Origin of the sequence: Actinophytocola sp. NPDC049390, assembly GCF_044466355.1 — a bacterium.
In the GTDB taxonomy this organism is placed as follows: Bacteria; Actinomycetota; Actinomycetes; order Mycobacteriales; family Pseudonocardiaceae; genus Actinophytocola.
Genome location: NZ_JBITMQ010000004.1, coordinates 464,348 through 479,346 on the forward strand (window position 1 = coordinate 464,348; position 14,999 = coordinate 479,346).

Below are 14,999 nucleotides of genomic sequence, written 5' to 3' on the forward strand. Positions count from 1 at the left end.
TGGCCGCGCGGCCTGCCCGGCTTCCGCGCTGACGACTGACGCGGTTGTCGGGGGACGGTCTCAGGGCTTGGCTTGCTCGTTCTGGGTCGTTTCGTGGAGCGCCTGCTCTTGCCGGTTGGTCTGTTCGTGCAGCCAGTCCCGCCAGGACGGCCCGCGCTCCTGCCCTGTGACCAATATCGTGTACGGGGACATGTCGTTGTAGTCACGCAGCAACGTGTACCCCGCAGTCTCCAGGATGTCGGCGACCGCGTCGTGCATGATCTTCGAAACGGTACCTGAATAGCGGATGGCCGGATGGTCTCGGTGCCCCGCGCTCAGCGCGTCCGTGGCGGCGGAGCGCAGCATGAAGTGCGTCGTCCAGTCGACGATCACACCGCCGCTCTCATCGTCGAGCGGATCGACCTCCACCAGCACGCCGGTGCCGAGCGTTGCGCTCTCCGCCACAATTGGTAGCCCGGCGGCGCTCAGGTCGTCCCGGACGTTCGCCGCGAGAGTGTGGCGACGCCTCAGGACCTCGTCATCGGCGAGATCTGGTTGCCATGTCATGTGGGAATGATGGTGGAACCAGCGGGAGCGGGCTTCGTCAGGTCGCCGCGGATTCGCACGTCGGTGGCCGAGTCGGCGATACTTGCGCTCTTATGGTCGACGACTTCCTCGCGCACTGGCAGGTGTACCTGTCCATGCCCGTGATCGCGGCGGTCATCGGCTACCTCACCAAGCGCGCGGCCATCGAGATGATGTTCCGGCCGCTCGACTTCGTCGGCATCCCGCCTTACCTCGGCTGGCAGGGCGTCGTGCCGCGCAACTCCGAGCGCATGATCGCGGTCGCGGCCGAGTTGCTCACCGCCAAGCTCGTCGACCCCCAGGAGATCTTCCGGCGGCTCGACCCGGCGCGGCTGGCCAAGGAACTCGAACTGCCGCTCATGCTGGCCGCCGACGAGATCACCCGCGACGTCATGGCCAGGCACGGTCTGTGGCAGAAGCTGCCGCCCATCGCGCAGGAGATGGTGATCAAGCGCGTTCAGGCCGGGATCCCCGACCTCGTCGCGCGGATCATGACCGCGCTCAGCGACAACATCGGCGACGTCCTCGACATCAAGCAGGTCGCGGTGAACGCCTTGCACCGCGACAAACGCCTGCTGCTCAAGCTGATCCGTGACATCTCCCGCCCCGAGATGGCCTTCATCGCGCGCTGCGGTGTCTACTTCGGATTCGTCCTCGGGCTCGTGCAGACCGTCGTCTGGGCGTTGACCAAGGACCCCATCGTGATGCCGCTCTTCGGTGCCGTGATCGGCTGGTGCACCGACTGGCTCGCGATCAAGCTCGTGTTCTTCCCGCGCGAGCGCAGGAAGATCCTCGGTGTGTCACTGCAGGGCGTGTTCCAGCGCAGGCGCGACGAGGTGGCGAAGCAGTACGCGGCGGTCGTCGCCCGCGACGTGATGACCCTGCCGAACCTCGTCGACGGCGTGCTCAACGGGCCGCGTGCCGACCGGTTGCGCGCCATGGTGCGGGACGTCGTCGAGCACGCCATCGACGAGCAGGCCGGGCTCGCGCGACCACTCGTCGGCGCGAGCCGCTTCGCCGAGCTGAGGAAGGCGGCCGCCGACCGCGCCGTCCGATACCTGCCGACGACGATGCTGACCGCGGAGCGCTACGCGACCGAGGCCCTCGACATCCGCGACACCATCGCGACCAAGATGCGCAGACTGACACGGATCGAGTACGAGGCGCTCCTGCGGCCCGCCTTCCGGCAGGACGAGTGGAAGCTGATCGCGGTCGGCGCCGTGATCGGCGCGATCATCGGCGAACTGCAGGTTTTGCTTTTCCTGCACTAGCTTTCCGGTCGTACTCGGCGCGGGCCCGCTCGACCTGGTCGAGGTTCGACGACCACTCGGACAGCGCGGCGAACAACGGCCCGAGGCTGCGTCCGAGGTCGCTGATCTCGTACTCGACGCGGGGCGGCACCTCGGCGTGGTAGCTGCGGACGACCAGCCCGTCCCGCTCCAACTGCCGCAGCCGCTGCGTCAGCACCTTCGGCGTGATCGTCGTGATGCGGCGGGACAGCTCGACGAACCGCTGCCGTCCGTACTCGTTGAGCGCCCACAGGATCGGCGTGGTCCACCGGCTGAAGACGACGTCGACCACCGGCGCGATCGGGCAGGCCAGCTCGGGTGGGGTGTCCTCGGTCACGATCCCAGTACTTTCCTCTAGGTACCTACTATCTCCCGAATAGTAGCGTCGTTCGCATGATCGTTGTCACAGGAGCTACAGGCAATGTCGGACAGCCGCTGGTGCGGGCACTCGTGGCGGCGGGCGAGCAGGTGACGGCGGTGTCTCGCCGGGCGGTGGACGTGCCGGGCGCGACGGTTGTCGCCGCGGACCTCGCCGCACCTTCGTCTCTGCGCCCGGCACTGGCAGGCGCGGACGTCGTCTTCCTGCTCACCGCCGGAAACCTCCTCGGCACGGATCTCGCACCCGTGCTGACGGAGATCCGGTCGAACGGCGTGGACCGGGTGGTGCTGCTGTCGTCGCAGGGCGTCGGCACCGGGCACCACCCGCCCGCGATCGAGGACGCGGTACGCGCGTCGGGTCTGCGGTGGACGATCCTCGACCGGGCGGCTTCCACTCGAACGCGTTGCAGTGGGCGGAATCCGCGCGTGCCCGCCGGGAGATCGCGGCCCCGTTCGGTGACGTGGCGCTGCCGACCATCGACCCGGCCGACATCGCGGACGTGGCGGCGGTCGTGCTGCGCGACCCGGCACACGCGGGGAAGGTCTACGAACTCACCGGCCCCGAACCGATCTCACCCCGCGCCCAGGCCGCGGCGATCGCCGACGCGGTGGGCGAGCCGGTGCGCTTCGTGGAACTGACCCGCGCCGAGGCGAAGGCCGCGATGCTGGGTTTCATGCCGGAGCCGGTGGCCGACAGCACGCTGGACATCCTGTCGTCACCGGCGATGCGGCAGGTCAGCCCGGTGGTCGAGGAACTGCTCGGCCGCCGTGGCCGGTTGTTCGCGGAGTGGGCCGCGAACAACGCGGCGGCGTTCAAGTAGCTCAGCGGACGACGTCGTAGACCAGCTTCTGGGTGCCGTTGGAGTAGGTCTCGCTCTCGACGACCTTCAGCATGGTCTTGTCGACGTCGGAGCCGCTGAACAGGCGCTTGCCCGCGCCGAGCAGGACGGGGAAGACCAGCAGGTGGTAGCGGTCGATCAGGCCGGCGTCGGACAGGTTGCGGTTCAGGGTGGCACTGCCGTGCACGATGATCGGTCCGCCGTCGGTCTCCTTCAGCGCCGCGACGTCGTCCAGGGTGCGCAGGATCGTGATGTCACCCCAGTTGTCGACGAGGTCGGCGTCCTGGAGCGTCGTCGACACGACGTACTTGGGCATCGTCAGGTAGTGCGGGAACTCCTCGGTCATCGTCGGCCACACCGGGCTGAACGCCTCGTAGCTGACCCGCCCCATCATCATCGCGGCGGCCTGCTCCTGCTCACGGCCCTTCAGCTCGTAGGCGGCCGGGTCGAACTCGATGTCCTTGAACGTCCATCCCGAGCTGCGGTGCCCCGCCTCCCCGCCGGGAGCCTCGACAACGCCGTCCAGAGAGACGAAGGCGGTGGTGATCAGGGTGCGCATGGCTTCTCCTCGTGGTGGTCGATCTCCGTGTTCACCAGTGCGTCGGACGAGGCTAAGCCACTTCGACACGACGACCCAGAAATTTTGTGCGCGTCGCTCCGCCCAGATCGTTGACGGTCGAACCAACCACCCAAGCAGGTTAAGGCCGCACCAACTGAAGACCCGGGAGTGACTCGAAGTGTCTTGTGTTGTTGGTCATCAGGGGCGCGCCGTAGTGCACGGCCGTGGCGCAGATCCAGAGATCGTTGCTGTGAGCCGAGTGGCCAAGGGGTAGACCTCGCTTCTTGGCCTCGTGCTTGAGATCTCCCCACAGATTAGCCAGTTCGAGCGCGTACGGAGCGATGACGTATGGGCGCATCGCCGCGCTCAGCTGTTCCAGGCGTTTCTGGCCCCAGTTCGCGTTGCGCGCGCCGAATCGCACCTCTCCCACGGTCACGAACGAGAGAACGGGAGTCGTGTTCCGAAGAGCGTCGATGAAGCCGTCAGGAACGGAGCGGTTCTGCCACAGACAGGAGAAGATGTCCGTGTCGACGATGATGTAGCGGCTCATTCGTCACCGCGAGCTGTCCGGATTGCCTGCAGGAAGAGGTCGAAGTCCTCCACCGGTTCGCCTCGGAGTTGGCCGACGTCGGACAGTGGGCTCACGTTCTGCTCTTTCGCCAGGTCGTCAAGCGACTTGGCGTCGGCGGTTTCGACGGTGGAAATGCTCGTCAGGTGCAGAACGCGGACGCCGACGCCGTCCGCGTCGAGTTCTGCCGTTCCTCTTGCCTCGACGAGCTGATCCAGGCGCTCGAACACCGCATCCTTGAGATCGATGTCGAAATCGCACCACACGCTGTTGAGATTCGTGTCGATTCTGCATCGCAGCGACATGGGGTCGAAGTCACCCATGTGCAGGCGGCCGGTGATGATGGTGTCGGCGGCAACTGTGGAACGACGAATTCTCCGCAGACTGAACTGCGTCTCGGCGTCGAACGCGAAGTGGATGTGGTTGCCGCTGGAGAACTCGATCCGAGTCAGGTTTCCTCTTCCGATCCCCGCGCACAAGCTCACGAGGCCATTCAGAACAGTCCTGTTGAAATGCCTGCCGATGTCACCGCTGGGATGCGTACCGGTCTGCTGGATCTCGTTCATGCCGGCGGTAAGTACGTTGAAGGACTCCGACAGCAGGTCGTCAGACGGTCCATCGAACGGTTGTACGCGTTCGATGGGCCGCTGCAGTTCGAGAACGGCTGACCCGTGCTGAAAGCCGGTGAAGTCCAGGCGAACCGCGTCGGCGATCTCCTGGGGGCGTCGTCCGGACTTCTGGCGACCCCCCGCGATGGAGAACGCGAGGCGTTCGAGCGTTGCCTGAAGAGTCGACGTGATACGCGTCAGTTCGGAGAGGGATATCCGGCCTGCTTCGGTGGCCGGGCCTATGGCGCGAACCGTAAGCCCGTTTTCGATGGGACTCGCCATGGCACCTCCTCGTCCGTGCTCGACCCGGCATCTCAGGGTAACGACATCTATTCGTCCACGGCAGAGTTACCTGCCTCGTTACAGAAAGTAACAGGGCGCCTAGAACTGGTAGTACAGGAACGGGCTGAAGGTGCCGGTTGCGACCAGGATCGCGGCGTACAGCAGGCCTACCGTCATCACGGTGATTCGCATGACGGTGGCCGGTTTGCTGCGGGACGACTCCAGCAGCGGGCCGGTGACCGGGTGGGCGGGCAGGAAGACGATCGTCAGGGCGAACAGGAGGATCACCAGGCGTTGGTTGGTGAACGCGTCGCCCACCACGTCCGTCAGGCCGGTGAAGTCGGGCAGCAGCATGTGGCCGATCATCGTCAGGGCCTGGGACATCTCCGTGGCCCGGAAGAAGACCCAGCCCACGACGACCAGGGCGAGGGTCAGGGCTCGGCGGGCCACGCGGCGGCCGGGGGCGCTGGGGGCCTCGTCGGTGTGGAAGCCGCGTTCGATGATCAGTAGGGCGCCGTGGTAGAGGCCCCACACGAGGTAGGTCCAGTTCGCGCCGTGCCAGAAGCCGGTCAGGACGAAGACGACGAACAAGTTGCGGTAGGTCTTGGCCGCGCCGTGGCGGTTGCCGCCCAGCGGGATGTAGACGTAGTCGCGGAACCACCTTGACAGGGACATGTGCCAGCGGCGCCAGAACTCCGTGACCGTGACCGACGAGTACGGTCTCGCGAAGTTCTCCGGGAGGCGGAAGCCCAGCATGCGGCCGAGGCCGATCGCCATGTCCGAGTAGCCCGAGAAGTCGAAGTACAGCTGCAGCGTGTACGTGATCGCGCCCAGCCACGCGATCGCGAACGTCATCTCGTTGCCCGGCGTGCTGAAGCACGCCTCCACCAGCGGGCTCAGGGAGTCCGCGATGATGACCTTCTTGCACAGCCCCAGGGCGAACCTGGGGAAGCCCGCCGCCACGTCGTCGAGGCGGTGCGTGCGTTCCTGCGGCAGCTGGTCGGCGATCTCCCGGTACCGGACGATCGGGCCCGCCACCAGTTGCGGGAACATCGCGATGTAGGTCACGTACGCGACCGGCTTGCGCAGCGCCGGGCGTTCACCCCGGTAGATGTCCACGACGTACGAGATGTTGTGGAACGTGTAGAAGGAAATGCCGATCGGCAGCACCAGGTGCGTGATCGGGAAGTCGCCGCCGAAGAGCTGGGCGAAGCCGTTCAGTTGCATGGTGAGGAAGCCCATGTACTTCCACACCACCAGTGACGCCACGTTGAACGTGATCACCGAGATCAGGAGGACCCGCTTGCGCCGTGCCGCCAGCGCCCACTCGTCGGGTTCCAGGTTCTGGCCCGCGACGAAGTTCACGGCCATCGTGAGCAGCAGCAACAGCGTCGTCGGGCCGGCGCCCGCGGCGTAGAAGACCAGCGACGACACGGCGACGATGCCGTTGCGCCAGCTCCTCGGCGCGACCAGGACCGCGCCCAGCACCAGTGGCAGGAAGATCCACAGGAACAACGGGCTGGCGAACGACACGCCCCGACCTCCCCCCGTACCCCTGACGAACCGCCGCGTTCCCCCCGGCGAAAACTACGTGCGGCCCGCGACCCGTCGCCGCCGGGACACCTCCGCCAGCACCACGCCGGCCGCGACCGACGCGTTCAGCGACTCCACACCCGCCGACATCGGGATGGACACCGTCTCGTCGCACGCCTCGCGGACCAGCCTGGACAGCCCCCTGCCCTCCGAGCCGACCACCACGACCAGCGGGGACGTCGCCAGCGACAGGTCGTCGACCGTGATCGACCCGTCCGCGTCCAGGCCCACCACCATCAGGCCCTCCGCCGCGTACTGGCGCAACGTCCGCGTCAGGTTCGTCGCCACCGCCACCGGGATCTTCGCCGCCGTGCCCGCCGACGTCCGCCACGCCACCGCGGTGATGCCCGCGCTGCGCCGCTGCGGGAGCAGCACCCCGTCGGCGCCGAACGCGGCCGCCGAGCGGATCACCGCACCGAGGTTGCGCGGGTCGGTCACGCCGTCCAGCGCCACCAGCAGCGCGGGCTCCGACGAGTCCTGGGCCGCTGCCAGCAGCTCATCGGGGTGCGCGTACTCGAACGGCGGCATCTGCAGCGCCAGCCCCTGGTGCAGCGCGCCGCCCGTGAGCCGGTCCAGCTCCGGCTTCGCGACCTCCAGCACCGAGATGCCCCGGTCCGCGGCCAGCCGCACCGCCTCGGTCACCCGTTCGTCCGCGTCCACGCCCAGCTGCACGTACAGCGCCATGGTCGGCACCATCGCGCGCAGGCACTCGACCACCGGGTTGCGGCCGGCGACGAGCTCGGACGTCGGCTTGTCCTTCGCCGCGGCACGGCGTTGCTGCTGCTTCTGCTGGGCCGCGGCCCGCCGCTGCGCTGGGTGGCCGGGACGCATGGTCGCGCGCGGCGTGGGGCCCTTGCCTTCCAGGCCCTTCGACTTCTGGCCGCCGGAACCGGTGACCGCGCCCTTCTTGGTCCCAGGTTTGCGCATGGCGCCCTTGCGCCTCGAGTTGCCCGCCACCGGTTCAGCCGTCCTTCAAAGTCCATTGTGGACCGTCGGGGGTGTCCTCGACGGTGATGCCCGCGGCCAGCAGGCGGTCGCGCACCGAGTCGGCGGTCGCGAAGTCCTTGGCCTTGCGTGCCCGCTGTCGCTGCTCGAGCAGATCGCGCACCAGTGCGTCCAGCGCGGTCAGCGCCCCGGTGTCCACTGTGGACGACGTCCACGTGAGCGGGTCCAGGCCAAGCACGGCCATCTGCCCGCGCACCGCCGCGGCCGCGGCCAGCGCGCCCGCCTCGTCGCCGCCGTCGAGCGCCGTGAAGCCCTGCCGCACCGTGTTGTGCACGACGGCGAGCGCGGCGGGCGTGCCGAGGTCGTCGTCCATCGCGGCGGTGAACTCGGGGCCCGGCTCGCCGAGCGACACCGCGCCGAGCCGCGAGCCGACCCGCTGCACGAACGACTCGATCCGCTCGTGGGCACGCACCGACTCGTCCAGCGCGTCCGTCGAGAACTCGATGACCGAGCGGTAGTGCGGTGCCACGAGGTGGTACCGCAGCTCCTGCGGCCGGTACTTCTCCGTCAGCGCGGGGATCGACACGACGTTGCCGAGCGACTTCGACATCTTCTCGCCCGCCATGCCGACGAGGCCGTTGTGCATCCAGAACCGCGCGAACGGGTCGCCCGCCGCACGTGACTGGGCCAGTTCGTTCTCGTGGTGCGGGAACACGAGGTCGTGCCCGCCGCCGTGCACGTCGAACTCGCTGCCGAGGTACGTCAGCGCCATCGCCGAGCACTCGAGGTGCCAGCCGGGACGGCCCGCGCCCCACGGCGTCGGCCACGACGGCTCACCCGGCCGCCCGCCCTTCCACAGCGTGAAGTCACGCGAGTCCCGCTTGCCCTCGGCCGCGGACTCACCCTGCTGCACCTCGTCGACCTTCTGGCCGGACAGCGCGCCGTACCCGGGGTAGGAGCGCACGTCGAAGTACACGTCACCGGCCGCCGCGTATGCGTGCCCGGTGTCGATGAGCCGCTGCATCAGCTCGACCATCTGCGTCACGTGCCCGGTCGCGCGGGGCGCGATCGACGCCGGTAAGCAGCCGAGGACGTCGTAGGCAGCCTCGAACTCGCGCTCGTAGCGCGCCGACCACTCCCACCACGGACGCTGGTGCTCGCCTGCCTTGCGCAGGATCTTGTCGTCGATGTCCGTGACGTTGCGCACGAGCGTGACGTCCAGGCCCTTGCGCGCGAGCCAGCGGCGCAGCACGTCGTAGTTCAGCGCGCCACGCATGTGGCCGATGTGGGGCGGTCCCTGCGGCGTGGGCCCACACACGTAGATCGACGCCGTTCCGCTGCGCACGGGGTGGAACTCCCGCACACTCCGGCTCGCGGTGTCGAACAGGTGGAGGCTCACGGCATGGCTCGGCTTTCGTGGGGTGGGTCGACCAGAGGTACAGGTTAGTCGCCGGGAGCGAGAGCGAAGGAGCGGGCGCTGTCTGGACTGAGGAGCGCGCGCAGGCGCGAGGAACGAGCGCCGAGCACGCGACGAGGGAAGACAGCGTCTCAGCGGATGAGCGGAGCGACCCGTTCAACGCGGTAGGACACAGGCGGTGGCCACCGCCGCAATGCCCTCGCCGCGGCCGGTCAGGCCGAGTCCGTCGGTCGTGGTGCCGGACACCGCGACGTCCCCGCCCGCCGCCTTCGACAGCACCTCCTGCGCCTCCTCGCGGCGCTTGCTGATCTTGGGGGCGTTGCCGATGACCTGCACGACCGCGTTCCCGAGCACGTAGCCCGCCGCCTCGACGCGGGACCGGACCTCGGCCAGCAGCTCGACGCCGTGCGCGCCGGACCAGCGCGGGTCGCCGGTGCCGAACACGGCGCCGAGGTCGCCGAGGCCGACGGCGGACAGCATCGCGTCGCACAGGGCGTGCGCGGCCACGTCCCCGTCGGAGTGGCCCGCGCAGCCGTCGACACCGTCCCAGCGCAGGCCCGCGATCCAGCACTCGCGGCCGGCCTCGATCGGGTGCACGTCCGTGCCGATGCCGACCCTCGGTGTCATCGTCACCGTGCGAACACCGCCTCGGCCACCGCCAGGTCGAACGGAGTGGTGATCTTCATCGCGGCCACGTCGCCGGGCACGGTGTGGACCGGCACACCGATCCGCTCGACGAGGCCGGCGTCGTCGGTCGCGACGTCCGCCGCCTCGTAGGCGCGGCGGAGCACGTCGATCGCGAAGCCCTGCGGAGTCTGGACCGCGCGCAGGTCCGCGCGGCTGGGGGTGTCGACCACCACACCGTCGGCGTCGACGCGTTTGACGGTGTCGGCGACCGGCAGCACGGGCACCACCGCTGGCGCGCCCGCGGCCACCGCTTCGGTGACGGAACGCACAAGGGCGGGCGGGGTGAAGGCTCGGGCGGCGTCGTGCACGAGCACGATCTTCGCGTCCGGGACGTGGTCGAGCGCGGCCAGGAGCGCGAGCCGGACCGACGCGGTGCGGTCGGCACCGCCGGGCACGACGGTGACCGGTTCGAACGACGAGAGGGCGGCGGTCATCTCCGCCAGATGATCGGAAGGGGCCGCGACGACAACATGCCGCACGCAGCCCGCGTCGAGCAGGCCACGCACGGCATGTGCGACCAAAGGCAAGCCATGCAGGGAAACCATGGCTTTGGGTCCGGCTGAACCGAGGCGCTCACCCCGCCCCGCAGCGGGGACGAGTGCGACCGTCACAGTGGACTCGTTATCTCGTTGTGTGCTGCTGCGGCGGCGATCAGACCGACGCCGTGGCGAGGACCTCGTCGAGGATGACCTCGGCCTTGCCCTCGTCGGTGCCCTCGGCCAGCGCCAGCTCGCTGACCAGGATCTGCCGTGCCTTCGCGAGCATGCGCTTCTCACCGGCGGACAACCCGCGATCCTTCTCGCGCCGCCAGAGGTCGCGCACCACTTCGGCCACCTTGTTCACATCGCCGGAGGCGAGCTTCTCGAGGTTGGCCTTGTACCTCCTGGACCAGTTGGTCGGCTCCTCGGTGTGAGGAGCACGCAGGACATCGAAGACGCGGTTGAGACCCTCCTGGCCCACGACGTCCCGAACGCCCACGATCTCGGCGTTGTCCGCGGGGACGCGTACGGTGAGGTCACCCTGCGCGACCTTGAGCACGAGGTACTTCTTCTCCTCGCCCTTGATCACACGGGTCTCGATTGCTTCGATGAGTGCGGCACCGTGGTGCGGGTAGACGACGGTCTCTCCGACCTTGAAAACCATGTGTCCTCTGCCCCTTTCGCTGACTCCATCTTAACACGAGCCGCGCTGGACCCGTAACGGACCCGGAATCGGTTACCGCAGGTCAGCGGCCACGTGCGGCCAGGGCCCGGGGTTGACAAATCCGACAGGCCCGTGCTCGGTCCGGGATGGAGATCAATAGCCGGCCGGGAATTCCGGGCCGTCCGAATAGGACGGTGTGAACGGCGCGGGCGTGACCACTCGGACGTGGCCCGATGTGCTCCCGCTACCCTTCCGCGTGAGTAGGCATGCCCGAGGAAGGACCGCGATGGTGAGCCGTCAGACGACCCGACCGCTGCGCAAGCTCGTGCCCGCGGTGGCCATCGGTGCCAGCGCGCTGCTCGGCATCGTCGGCTGCAGCTCGGGGCAGGTCGCGCAGACGGCCGAGATGCCGCCCGCTGTGAACGGCAACAGCGGCCACGCGGGCGACATCGTGCTGCGCAACGTGCTCGTGGCGTTCCCCGAGAACGGCGAGTCGTACCAGCAGGGCGACGACGCGCCCCTGCTGCTCTCGATCGTCAACACCGGCACCGACGCCGACGAGCTCGTCGGCGTCACGAGCCCGGCCGGTGAGGTCGAGCTGATCGGCAACCCGGCCATCCCCGCCGGCACGATGCTGCAGATCGTGCTGCCGGACGAGAACACCTCGGCCACCACCACGACCACCTCGGAGTCGGCGCCGTCCTCGGAGACCTCCGGCACGGAGGCGCCCGGCACCGAGACGTCCGGCACCGAGAACTCCGAGACGTCCGGGTCGGAGTCGCCGTCCGCGACCGGCACGGAGGCACCCTCGGAGACCGCGGCCGTGTCGCCGCCGGTCGTCGGCTCGATGAGCCTGGTGATGAACCTGACCACGGCCCTGCCGTACGGCAAGAACGTGCCGGTGACGTTCGAGTTCGCCAACTCGGGCACGGTCACGATCGAGCTGCCGGTCGGCGCCCCGGCCACCCCGCGCCCCGAGCCCGAGGTCGTCGAAGAAGGCCACTGAGGCCGCCGCCGAGGGTCGCTGCGCGTTTTTGTCGGTGGCTGCCTCTAGGTTGGCCGCGTGGCGAAGAACGTGCGATCGAAACCCGCCTGGCGCTGCGCCGAGTGCGGCAACGAGTCGGCCAAGTGGTACGGCCGCTGTCCCGAGTGCCAGGCGTGGGGCACCCTGGAAGAGGTCGGGGTGCCCAAGGCCGCGCTGGCCAAGATCGTGGCGGGCGCGCCGAGCGCACCGGCCAGGCCCATCGGCGAGGTGGACGTCGAGGCGGCCAGGGCTCGGCGCACGGGTGTTTCCGAACTCGACCGCGTGCTCGGCGGGGGCCTCGTCCCGGGCGCGGTGGTGCTGCTCGCGGGCGAACCCGGTGTTGGCAAGTCCACGCTCCTGCTGGAGGTCGCGTTCCGGTGGGCCGCGCGGGACGGGGCGTCGTCACCCGCGCTGTACGTGACCGGTGAGGAGTCGGCCGGGCAGGTGCGGCTGCGGGCCGAGCGCACCGGCAACGTGCACGACGCCATGTACCTGGCCGCCGAGAGCGACATCTCGGCGATCCTCGCGCACGTCGACCAGGTCGACCCCGGGCTGCTCGTCGTCGACTCGGTGCAGACGCTGTCCACGACCGCCGTCGAGGGCACCGCGGGCGGGGTGACGCAGGTCCGCACGGTGACCGCGGCGCTCGTGGCGCTGGCGAAGGAACGCGGGCTGCCGGTGGTGCTCGTCGGTCACGTCACCAAGGACGGGTCGATCGCGGGCCCCCGCGTGCTGGAACACCTCGTGGACGTCGTGCTGCACTTCGAGGGCGACCGGCACTCGACGCTGCGGCTCGTGCGCGGCGTGAAGAACCGGTTCGGGCCCGCCGACGAGGTGGGCTGCTTCGAACTCGTCGACGACGGGATCCGCGGCGTGCCCGACCCGTCGGGGCTGTTCCTGAACAAGCGGGAGCTGGCCGTGCCGGGCACGGCGGTCACCGTGACGGTCGAGGGGAAGCGGCCGCTGGTGGGGGAGGTGCAGGCGCTCGTGTCGCGGTCGGCGCTGCCCACACCACGCCGGGCGGTGTCGGGGCTGGACTCGGCCCGGGTGGCGATGGCGCTCGCGGTGCTGGAGCGACGCGGCGGCATCCGGCTGTCGGACCAGGACGTGTTCGTGGCGACCGTCGGCGGGATGCGGATCACGGAGCCGGTCGCCGACCTCGCGTTGACGTTGGCGGTCGCGTCGGCGGCCAGCGGGCGGGCGTTGCCGCCGGACCTGGTGGTGCTGGGCGAGGTGGGGCTCGCCGGCGAGGTGCGGCGGGTGCACGGGGTCAAGTCACGCCTCGCCGAGGCGGCGCGGCTCGGGTTCGTGAAGGCGCTGATCCCGCCGGACTGCGAGGTGCCGGAAGGGGTGCGGGCCCGGGTTTGCCCGGACCTCGGGACGGCGCTCGACATCATGGAGGCGGTGGCGCAGGGCAGGTGAGGGTGCCCACGTTCGCGGGCACCCTCACGACCTCAGTTCGGGAGGACGCCGATCTTCGGCGCCACCCCGGTGGTGACCGATGTGTATGACGTGACCGTGTTCGGCGGGACGAGGGAGTTGCCGTCCTCGGTGACCTCGCGTTCGCCGATGAACTCGCCCGTCCTCGGGTCGATGATCACGTCGTGGCGTTGGCCATGCGCGCTGACGCCGTAGGCGGTGCCCTTCGCACCGTCGAGGTTCGCGACCTCCTCGGTGATCTCCAGGGTCGGTACCAGCGCCAGGGCGCGGTACAGCGCGGCGCGCAGGTCCGCCGGGACCATGCCGCTGCGCAGCACGTCCGCCACGTACACGACCATCTCCAGGTCTGGGTCGTTGCCTTTGCCCCTGGTGTCGGCGCGCAGGCGGTCGTACAAGGCGGTCGCGTCCCTCGGCAGTGACGCCAGGAACTCATGACTCGGGTTCTGCCAGCCGCACTCCCCGCCGTCGCACAGGGGGCGTGAGCCGCTCACTGGCTTGCCAGGCCTGGGCAGGAGGCCGGCTTCTTTCGCTGCCTCCTCGTCCCCGGACACCCACTTGTAGGCGCCGGTCTCGCGGCTGCGGTCCAGCCACTCCTGACTGTCGTCGGCGGGAACCCACACCTCCACCAGCTGCTCCGTGAGGAACGCGTACTGCTCGTCCTCCGCGACCACGGCCGACAGCCACCACGCGTGTGTCGCGACGTAGCGGTACTCGCCGGGAGCCAGCGGCTCGTCGACCGTGTCGAGCTTTTCGGCCGCCGCGTTGAGTTGCTCGGCCGCCGCGCTCGGGAGGTGACCGTTGGGCTGAGCGGTCTGTACCACCAGGATGCCGGTGACGACTGCCGCGACCGTGCCCACCGCGGCCGCCCACCCCCACCGCCTTCGTCGATGGGGCGCGGGCGCGGTTCTGGGAGTGGGTTCGGGGGTACCGGCCGCCGCCAGCAGGTCCGCCTTCGTACGCGCGAAGACGCGCTCGTCGCCGTCCTCGGCTGGGCGGAGCACGGCCAGCGCCCGTTCCAGTTCGTCCTCCGACCACACGTTCCGGATGTTGTCCTGCTCAGGCATTGCCGTCCTCCTCACTGATCACGGGGTTGGGGGCGCTGGTGCGCAGTCCTTTGCGCACCCGGTGCAGGCGGGACCGCACGGTGCCCACGGGGATGCCGAGTGCGTCGGCCACCTCGGTCGAGTCGAGCCCGGCCCACGAGGTGAGCAGCAGTACGTCGCGGTCGCCTTCGGACAGCGCGGCCAGCGCACCCGCCAGGCCGGCGGCCGTGTCGGCCGCGTCCAGGCGGTCGGCCACCCTGGACTCGTGGCTCGCCTCCTGACCGGGCGCATGGCCTGCTGAGCGCGCGATGGCCTGCAGTGCCCGCACTTCCTGGCGGACCTGCCTACGCAGGAGGTTCGTCGCGATGCCGTACAGCCAGGACCGCACCACGCCCCGTCTCGGGTCGTAGCTGTGCCGTTGGTTCAGCGCGACGAGGAACGTCTCGCTGACGAGGTCGTGCGCGGCGTCCTGGCCGATGCGGCGCGCAAGGTAGCGGTGCAGCGGGCGGGCGTAGGTGTCGAAGAGCCGACCGAACTCCACCGCCGGTTCCGGCCCGCCCAGGTATGGGCGGTCCTTGTCAGCCGGCGGTGGCTTGTCGGCCTGCTCGCGGGTCATCGTC

General features: G+C 69.4%; 16 protein-coding genes and 1 pseudogene. 4 read left to right on the top strand and 13 right to left on the bottom strand.

The window, feature by feature from the left end:
• Nucleotides 1-60: 60 nt before the first annotated feature.
• On the bottom strand, nt 61-546 hold the full coding sequence (locus tag ACIBVP_RS16115) for a hypothetical protein (protein ID WP_396106881.1): 486 nt from the start codon (nt 544-546) through the stop codon (nt 61-63).
• A gap of 92 nt (nt 547-638) precedes the next feature.
• On the opposite strand from ACIBVP_RS16115, the gene ACIBVP_RS16120 reads away from it, so the two are divergent.
• Entirely contained in the window at nt 639-1,835 is a 1,197-nt protein-coding gene (locus ACIBVP_RS16120; protein ID WP_396106882.1) for a DUF445 domain-containing protein, read from the top strand.
• On the opposite strand, the gene ACIBVP_RS16125 is transcribed toward ACIBVP_RS16120, so the two are convergent.
• Nucleotides 1,798-2,190 carry a winged helix-turn-helix transcriptional regulator gene (locus ACIBVP_RS16125; protein ID WP_396106883.1) on the bottom strand — a complete coding sequence of 131 codons (393 nt, stop codon included), beginning with the start codon at nt 2,188-2,190 and terminating at the stop codon, nt 1,798-1,800. The genes ACIBVP_RS16120 and ACIBVP_RS16125 overlap by 38 nt on opposite strands.
• 56 nt (nt 2,191-2,246) lie before the next feature.
• Between ACIBVP_RS16125 and ACIBVP_RS16130 the strand changes: the two are divergent.
• Nucleotides 2,247-3,052 (top strand): annotated as a pseudogene (locus ACIBVP_RS16130) (SDR family oxidoreductase).
• A 1-nt stretch (nt 3,053) separates the two neighbouring features.
• Here ACIBVP_RS16130 and ACIBVP_RS16135 read toward each other — a convergent pair.
• From ACIBVP_RS16135 to ACIBVP_RS16175, 9 genes are all read right to left on the bottom strand, one after another.
• Nucleotides 3,054-3,629, bottom strand: a complete 576-nt coding sequence (locus tag ACIBVP_RS16135) for a dihydrofolate reductase family protein (RefSeq protein WP_396106884.1) — start codon at nt 3,627-3,629, stop codon at nt 3,054-3,056.
• A 139-nt stretch (nt 3,630-3,768) separates the two neighbouring features.
• Nucleotides 3,769-4,179: a type II toxin-antitoxin system VapC family toxin gene (locus tag ACIBVP_RS16140; protein ID WP_396106885.1), complete on the bottom strand. Its 411-nt coding sequence runs from the start codon at nt 4,177-4,179 to the stop codon at nt 3,769-3,771.
• Nucleotides 4,176-5,087, bottom strand: a complete 912-nt coding sequence (locus ACIBVP_RS16145) for a hypothetical protein (RefSeq protein WP_396106886.1) — start codon at nt 5,085-5,087, stop codon at nt 4,176-4,178. Before ACIBVP_RS16145 ends, ACIBVP_RS16140 begins: the two co-directional genes overlap by 4 nt.
• A 99-nt stretch (nt 5,088-5,186) precedes the next feature.
• Entirely contained in the window at nt 5,187-6,620 is a 1,434-nt protein-coding gene (locus ACIBVP_RS16150; protein ID WP_396106887.1) for an MBOAT family O-acyltransferase, read from the bottom strand.
• Between the two features lie 54 nt (nt 6,621-6,674).
• Nucleotides 6,675-7,637, bottom strand: coding sequence for a 23S rRNA (guanosine(2251)-2'-O)-methyltransferase RlmB (gene rlmB, locus ACIBVP_RS16155; RefSeq protein WP_396106888.1), 963 nt, complete (start codon nt 7,635-7,637; stop codon nt 6,675-6,677).
• A 4-nt stretch (nt 7,638-7,641) separates the two neighbouring features.
• Nucleotides 7,642-9,024: a cysteine--tRNA ligase gene (gene cysS, locus ACIBVP_RS16160; protein WP_396106889.1), complete on the bottom strand. Its 1,383-nt coding sequence runs from the start codon at nt 9,022-9,024 to the stop codon at nt 7,642-7,644.
• A gap of 174 nt (nt 9,025-9,198) precedes the next feature.
• On the bottom strand, nt 9,199-9,669 hold the full coding sequence (gene ispF / locus ACIBVP_RS16165) for a 2-C-methyl-D-erythritol 2,4-cyclodiphosphate synthase (RefSeq protein WP_396106890.1): 471 nt from the start codon (nt 9,667-9,669) through the stop codon (nt 9,199-9,201).
• A 2-nt stretch (nt 9,670-9,671) separates the two neighbouring features.
• Nucleotides 9,672-10,340, bottom strand: coding sequence for a 2-C-methyl-D-erythritol 4-phosphate cytidylyltransferase (gene ispD, locus ACIBVP_RS16170; RefSeq protein ID WP_396106891.1), 669 nt, complete (start codon nt 10,338-10,340; stop codon nt 9,672-9,674).
• A gap of 40 nt (nt 10,341-10,380) precedes the next feature.
• Nucleotides 10,381-10,872 carry a CarD family transcriptional regulator gene (locus ACIBVP_RS16175; RefSeq protein WP_075129788.1) on the bottom strand — a complete coding sequence of 164 codons (492 nt, stop codon included), beginning with the start codon at nt 10,870-10,872 and terminating at the stop codon, nt 10,381-10,383.
• 286 nt (nt 10,873-11,158) lie between these two features.
• Between ACIBVP_RS16175 and ACIBVP_RS16180 the strand changes: the two genes are divergently transcribed.
• Together ACIBVP_RS16180 and radA are read left to right on the top strand one after the other, a co-directional pair.
• Nucleotides 11,159-11,878, top strand: coding sequence for a hypothetical protein (locus tag ACIBVP_RS16180; protein WP_396106892.1), 720 nt, complete (start codon nt 11,159-11,161; stop codon nt 11,876-11,878).
• A gap of 57 nt (nt 11,879-11,935) precedes the next feature.
• Nucleotides 11,936-13,318, top strand: coding sequence for a DNA repair protein RadA (gene radA / locus ACIBVP_RS16185; RefSeq protein ID WP_396106893.1), 1,383 nt, complete (start codon nt 11,936-11,938; stop codon nt 13,316-13,318).
• 32 nt (nt 13,319-13,350) lie between these two features.
• Here the strand turns inward: radA and ACIBVP_RS16190 are convergent, their stop codons facing one another.
• Entirely contained in the window at nt 13,351-14,400 is a 1,050-nt protein-coding gene (locus ACIBVP_RS16190) for a CU044_5270 family protein (RefSeq protein ID WP_396106894.1), read from the bottom strand.
• Entirely contained in the window at nt 14,393-14,995 is a 603-nt protein-coding gene (locus ACIBVP_RS16195) for an RNA polymerase sigma factor (protein WP_396106895.1), read from the bottom strand. The genes ACIBVP_RS16190 and ACIBVP_RS16195 overlap by 8 nt, the downstream gene beginning before the upstream one ends.
• Between the last annotated feature and the right edge of the window lie 4 nt (nt 14,996-14,999).

Coding starts and splice junctions, on each gene's coding strand:
- ACIBVP_RS16115 (WP_396106881.1), bottom strand. CDS start 546: ATGACATGGCAACCAGATCTCGCCGATGACGAGGTCCTGAGGCGTCGC.
- ACIBVP_RS16120 (WP_396106882.1), top strand. CDS start 639: ATGGTCGACGACTTCCTCGCGCACTGGCAGGTGTACCTGTCCATGCCC.
- ACIBVP_RS16135 (WP_396106884.1), bottom strand. CDS start 3,629: ATGCGCACCCTGATCACCACCGCCTTCGTCTCTCTGGACGGCGTTGTC.
- ACIBVP_RS16140 (WP_396106885.1), bottom strand. CDS start 4,179: ATGAGCCGCTACATCATCGTCGACACGGACATCTTCTCCTGTCTGTGG.
- ACIBVP_RS16145 (WP_396106886.1), bottom strand. CDS start 5,087: ATGGCGAGTCCCATCGAAAACGGGCTTACGGTTCGCGCCATAGGCCCG.
- ispF (WP_396106890.1), bottom strand. CDS start 9,669: ATGACACCGAGGGTCGGCATCGGCACGGACGTGCACCCGATCGAGGCC.
- ACIBVP_RS16175 (WP_075129788.1), bottom strand. CDS start 10,872: ATGGTTTTCAAGGTCGGAGAGACCGTCGTCTACCCGCACCACGGTGCC.
- ACIBVP_RS16180 (WP_396106892.1), top strand. CDS start 11,159: ATGGTGAGCCGTCAGACGACCCGACCGCTGCGCAAGCTCGTGCCCGCG.
- ACIBVP_RS16190 (WP_396106894.1), bottom strand. CDS start 14,400: ATGCCTGAGCAGGACAACATCCGGAACGTGTGGTCGGAGGACGAACTG.
- ACIBVP_RS16195 (WP_396106895.1), bottom strand. CDS start 14,995: ATGACCCGCGAGCAGGCCGACAAGCCACCGCCGGCTGACAAGGACCGC.